The sequence below is a fragment of the Verminephrobacter aporrectodeae subsp. tuberculatae At4 genome (assembly GCF_000193225.1).
In the GTDB taxonomy this organism is placed as follows: Bacteria; Pseudomonadota; Gammaproteobacteria; order Burkholderiales; family Burkholderiaceae_C; genus Acidovorax; species Acidovorax aporrectodeae.
Genome location: NZ_AFAL01000129.1, coordinates 1 through 5257 on the forward strand (window position 1 = coordinate 1; position 5257 = coordinate 5257).

General features: G+C 66.7%; 7 protein-coding genes and 1 pseudogene. All 8 read right to left on the reverse strand.

Going from position 1 to position 5257, the window contains the following annotated elements; translation table 11 throughout:
- A partial coding sequence (locus VTU_RS25715; protein ID WP_138927797.1) for a filamentous hemagglutinin N-terminal domain-containing protein occupies positions 1-752 on the reverse strand: 752 nt, incomplete at its 3' end.
- 33 nt (positions 753-785) lie between these two features.
- Positions 786-1855 (reverse strand): annotated as a pseudogene (locus VTU_RS35660) (ShlB/FhaC/HecB family hemolysin secretion/activation protein).
- Positions 1809-2501: a POTRA domain-containing protein gene (locus tag VTU_RS30610; protein ID WP_010101403.1), complete on the reverse strand. Its 693-nt coding sequence runs from the start codon at positions 2499-2501 to the stop codon at positions 1809-1811. Before VTU_RS30610 ends, VTU_RS35660 begins: the two are co-directional and overlap by 47 nt.
- Before the next feature lie 577 nt (positions 2502-3078).
- The gene (locus VTU_RS25725; RefSeq protein ID WP_010101404.1) at positions 3079-3516 is read right to left on the reverse strand and encodes a TraX family protein; all 438 of its coding nucleotides are present in this window, start codon (positions 3514-3516) and stop codon (positions 3079-3081) included.
- Complete coding sequence (locus VTU_RS35395) at positions 3477-3809, reverse strand: TraX family protein (RefSeq protein ID WP_010101405.1); 333 nt, start codon at positions 3807-3809, stop codon at positions 3477-3479. Before VTU_RS35395 ends, VTU_RS25725 begins: the two co-directional genes overlap by 40 nt.
- On the reverse strand, positions 3806-4339 hold the full coding sequence (locus VTU_RS0104920) for a lysozyme family protein (protein WP_010101406.1): 534 nt from the start codon (positions 4337-4339) through the stop codon (positions 3806-3808). Before VTU_RS0104920 ends, VTU_RS35395 begins: the two co-directional genes overlap by 4 nt.
- A 4-nt stretch (positions 4340-4343) precedes the next feature.
- Complete coding sequence (locus VTU_RS33435) at positions 4344-4511, reverse strand: hypothetical protein (RefSeq protein ID WP_010101407.1); 168 nt, start codon at positions 4509-4511, stop codon at positions 4344-4346.
- Between the two features lie 20 nt (positions 4512-4531).
- Positions 4532-5257: TrbI/VirB10 family protein (locus tag VTU_RS0104930; protein ID WP_010101408.1), on the reverse strand; the 726-nt coding region annotated here is incomplete at its 5' end.

Below are 5257 nucleotides of genomic sequence, written 5' to 3' on the forward strand. Positions count from 1 at the left end.
CCGAGGTTTTGCGCCTGGAATCTGCCTGACAGTTGGAAGGCACGGCTCATGATGTCGGTGTAGGGGGTGGCGCTGCTGTCCAGGCCACCCGCATAGATGGCGATCACTCCGGCGCTGCGCATGTTGAAGCCGGTCAAGGCTCCGTTGGCCACCTGCGCCGTGCCGGTGGTCAGCGTGAGTCGGCTGGCGTTGACAAAGCTACCCCCGTTGATGGAGATGCCGTTGGGGTTGGCCACGATGACCTGCGCCGCCGCGCCGTTGACCGTGACGGCCCCGTTGATGCGGCTATGGCTATGGTCGGTGGAGTTGACCTCGTTGAGGATGGTCTTGGCCAGAACGCCGTTGTAGAGCCACGGGTTGCTGCTTGAGTTATTGAGCACGATGCCGCTGGCGGGCACGTCAAACTGTTTGTAGGTGTTGCGGCTCAGCCCCGCTGCGCTGGGGGTCTGGATGTTGACCAGCGGACGGGTGCCGTCGCTGAGCACGGTTGGGCGCTGGTTGGCGGGTGCCGCCGGGTCCGCAATGATTTGCGCCCAGGCCATGGGCATGGGCAAGGCCCCCAGGGCCAGCCATAGGGCCAGGGCCACCGGGCGGCAATGTCCTCCTGCTGGCAAGGAGGGCGCCTGTCCGCTGCCCGCCCCTGCCCCACCCTCTCCTGCGGCGCTCTTGCCACTGCCTTGCGCAGTTTCGGCAACGGCCATGCGTTCGCCCCGGCGTTCGTTGAAGACAATGCGGTGACGGTTACGATTCATGGAATTTCCTGCGCTGGTTTGTTTGAACGGGTTTCAGAATTCGACGCGCAGGCTGAAACCCGCAGTGCGTTTGGTCGTGGCAATTTCTTCGGGGCGGGACAGGGGCTTGCCCAGGAAAACCTCCCATTGCACCGAGTAGGGCACCGGGTCAGCGTCTGCCACCTTGTGCTGGCCGCGCAATCCCAGCGCCATGCCCGACAGGCGATGGGCTCTGTCCTGCTCCGGTGTCGTGTTGCGCCCGGTATCCAGGGCGGCGTACACCTGCACGCCACGGGCAAGATCCAGCGCCGCGGGCAGACCGGTGGTCAGCTCCTGCCGCCACAGTTGCCCCCGGTCGCCGCACACCGTCTGCTGCCCGTCAAAACCACGCACCGTGGCACGGCTACCCAGACAGAAACGGTCCTGCGGCGTCAGGCGGTTGCGTGTCCACTGCCATTGCAGCTGGGTGCTGTATTGCCAGGGGTGGCCTTCGGTATTCAGGGGCATGACCCAGTGCAGCAAACCGGTCGTCAGCCCCATGCGGGCCGTGCCCCGCCCGGTGAATTCTTCCGGGGCGGGCTGCGCATGGAATGCCCGGTGCCGCGGCGATACGCCAGCTGCGCCATCAAGGTGCCCGCTTGCAGGTACTGCAAGTGCTGGATCTCGGACTCCCATCCGGCAGTGCGGCGGCGCTGCACCCGCACCTCCAAGTCGGCTATGTAGTTGTTTGACTGGCGCATGAAGCCCTTGAAGCTGGCCGTGGTTTTGCTGCGCCTGCCCCGTTGCAGCACCCGGGACAGGGAGAACTCCTTTTGGCCTGAAGTGCCGCTGTACAGGTAGGACTCGTATGGGCCGTACACCGTCTGCCCGAACCGGTTGTCGCTGAACGTGGCCCCCACCAGCCAGTAGCCCCAGGGCAGGCTGTAGCGCAGGATTTGGTTGCGGCTGCCGCGGGGGCCGCTGTCCTTCTGGCCCAAGTCCCGGCCCTTGGCGATGGACAAGGAATCGCCCAGACCCAGCGGGTCGTCCCAGGCCAAGGTGGCGTTGCCTTGGAGCTTGCCGGTGGTTCTGAGGCCGTCATCGTCCATGGACAGGCCCAGACGCCAGGGACGGCCCGGCTGCATGTCCACGACCAAGTCGCTGGTGCCCGGTGCTTCGCCCGGCGATCCGGATTCCGGTTTTGAGGCTGGGCAGGCGCTGGAGGTTTTCGGCAGACTGCTCGACGTCGCGCAGGTTGAGGATGTCTCCCTCCCGAACGGCCCACACCCAGCTGGGCAGAGAGACACCTGCTGATTCGGCACGGATGCGCGCCACGCGGCCTTCGTTGATCTGAAGCAGCAACTCGCCTGAATTCAGGTCCTGCTCCGGCACGTGCACGTGGCTGGTGACGTAGCCCTGCTCGACCAGCGCCTGTTGCGCCCGTTGAATGAGCAGGGTGACGCCTTGGCTGCCCAGACACCTTCCGTAAGGTGGGTCATCGGCATTGATGCCGCTCAGGGCCGATTGCAGTCCCTCGGAAAACAAAACACCCTGAATGAGCACCCGGTGAATCAAGGCGCATGGTTGCTCGTCGGGCAATCGTTGGTGCACCGGGGTTTTGGTGAGCGGGCCCGGCGCGGACTGTGCAGGCGCCTCCTCCATCTGCTGGCGAAGTTCCTTGCGCTGGCGGTCCTGTCGCTGAAGTTCCGGGGATGGATCAGGAATGCCCGTTTGCGCATGCACGGACGCGCCGAGACAGCATGCCAGCGCAACGGTCAAGCGCCGTTGCATGCAGCCGCCGCGAGGGTTCGTCGTCGTTTCGCGTGGAAACTACATACGTGTAAATGGAAACTGGCATGCACAATGGCTGCTGGTGGATGCTGGCGAGCAGCTTGCCTTGGACCTGTCCGCAGGTCCATCGGGTGGGTGTTGCGCATGGGAGTGCCTGATGTCGAGAGCAGCGTGAATGTATGAAATTTGCGCAAAATATAACCCAATTTACTGTAGGCTGCAAACCTCCGCCTTGTTCACCGTGCGGCGGTTCTGAAGGGGCGGTTCCAAGCCACCCCAGCGAGGGGGGATTGATCGTCAGGAAATGGGGCTCACCCCGGATGGGGCGCGGCGCACGGCGATCGCACAAATTGAGCCATTAATTGAGCAATTTTTGGCCGCGCGCGGTGGCATCAGCCGTGTGCTCAAACGCTCTGACTATCCGTGGCTACAACCGCCAGCAGATCACGTGGCTGGTTTCCCGCTGGCAGGGCAACCGTCTAAGCGTTGCATGGCTCCAGGCGCTCCGTTTGCGCGCAAGGAGCCTGCGCGGAGAGGGCGTTGCTGCCGACCGCGCTGGTCCGTCGGCAACGGCGCTTCAGAGGAACAGGTAGCCGGCCCGGCCCATGGGGATGCGGATCATCCAGAGAACGGCCAAGTGCAGCGGGTAGTAGGCGTAGAAGGCCCAGCGCAGGCGCGGCAGGCGCAGATCCACGCGTGTGGCCAGGGCGAGCAGCGGCAGGGCCGCCATGGCCCAGAGGTTGCCGTTGAAGACCCGCAGCGCCGCGCAGGCCAGCAGCGCGAGCGCTGCGGCCGTCCAGGTCGGCCGCTTTGCGTACGACCAGACGGCCAGGCCAAGGGCGACGGCCGGCCAGCAGTATTCGACCAGGCTGCCGCCCAGGACGAACACCGCGCCGGCACCGACCCACGGCAGCGCGCCGGTGCGCTCGAGCAGGCAGGCCGTGGCCGTGAGCACCAGGAGCATGAACATCACGTTCAGCGGCCAGAACCCGGCGTACAGGCCGCCCAGGGCCATGAAGGGCAGCGTGGCCAGCGCGCCGAAAACGCCCAGGCGCAACATGCTGCGGCGGTACCGGCCGGGCACGTCCCCGGCCGGGCCAGGTTGCAGGCCAGGACGAAGACGAAGATGGGGAGCGCGAGGCGGCCCGCCTCGAACAGCACCGGCAGCGTGGCGTTGAACAGGTACTTGTTCACGTGGTCGCCGGTCATCAGCGCCAGCGCGAGCCACTTCAGTCCTTCGCACGTTCCGTCGGCGACGACCAGGCGCGGCGGCGCAGCAACCATGGCACGCATGGCTTGCCAGTTCATCGGGCCTTCCCTTGGTCGTCCATGGAAGGCGCCGTGCTGCGCGCTTCCTCGGTCTGCCGGGGTTGCGGTGCGGGCCGGGTCTGCGTGACGTCGCGCGTGACGAAACGCGCTTCGAGCCAGTCGGCCCACTTCGCCGCCTTGCGCATCAGGTCGGCGCGGTACCGCGCGTTGTGCTGCGGCGTGCGCGAGTGGTAGTTCGCGGCCCGGGTCCACAGGTCGCCCCGGTCGTCGCGGATATGCCCGCGCAGCCGCCAGGCGGCCAGGTCGAACGCGTAGCAGCCGGCGGCGGCCACGTCGTTCGCCGTGATTGCGTACCGGCTCAGGTCGGCCAGGTACGCGGTGTTGAACTGCATGCTGCCCACGTCGTGCGTGCCGTTCGCGTTGCGCACCCACAGGCCGGGCCGGCCGCCTTCCTTTTCTGCAACGGCCAATACGATGTTCACCGGAACGCCGTACTTCACGGCGGCAGAGATCGCGCACGAGACGCGCTCCTGGAGTTGCGGCGGCAGGTCGGCAACGAAGGGCAGCATGGCGTCACGCAGTCTTTTCGCCGTGGATCCACCCACCAGTGTCCTGCCCCGAGTTGGCCCGGTATCGGCTCTGGCTGCGGGACGACTCGATCTGCTGGGCCGTGTGGATCACCGATCCCACGGCCGGGGCGAGGGCCTCGGCGCGGGCCGTGGCCGCAAGCTTGTGCTGCATGTGCTCTTGCTCCTTGGGCGTCAGCCGTCGAACGCCCGGTAGGGTTGGGGAAACGCCAGGTCCTTCGTGACCACGACCTTGATGCGGTAGCTGGGCCGGATTTCCCGCGTCGGCGAGATGCCCAGGTTCTTCTCAATGCGTTGCGCCGTGACCAGGCCAAGCTGCTCGTCCAGGGCGTCGCTCAGCGCACCGTAGACACTGCTCACCGGGTCGCGGTGCTGGCTGTAGGAGACGCCGACGATCACGCCAGACATCAGGTGGGCCGATGCGAAGTGCCGCCGACGCTGCGTGTTCTCCGGGTCGTCGGGGTCCGTATGGTCGGCGCCGTCGGCGTCCGGTGTGGCGCCGACGTCGAGCGCCTTGCCGTCGGGAAACACGATGCGCTGCCACGCGACCAGCATGCACGTCTGGCCGTCGGCGACCGCGCACGAATACGCGCCGGCCAGGCGCGCGCCCTGCGGAATGAGCAGGTGCCTGCCGGTCGCCGTGTCGTACACGTCCTGCGCGACCTGCGCGAGGATTTCGCCCGGCAGATCGGCGTTGATTTCCGCAATCAGCGTCGCCGGCACGACGAAGCCGGCGCGCAGCTCGAACGCTGTGCGCTGCGCTTGCGAGCGCTGCTCCTGCTTGCCTTGGTCGATCTGCGCCGTGCCGTTTCTGCCGCTGCCTGCGGTTTCTTGCGGGGGCTGCGCTGCCGCGCCCGCGCTGACCGCAGCCGCCTCCTGTTGGTCTGCGGCGCCGGGGCC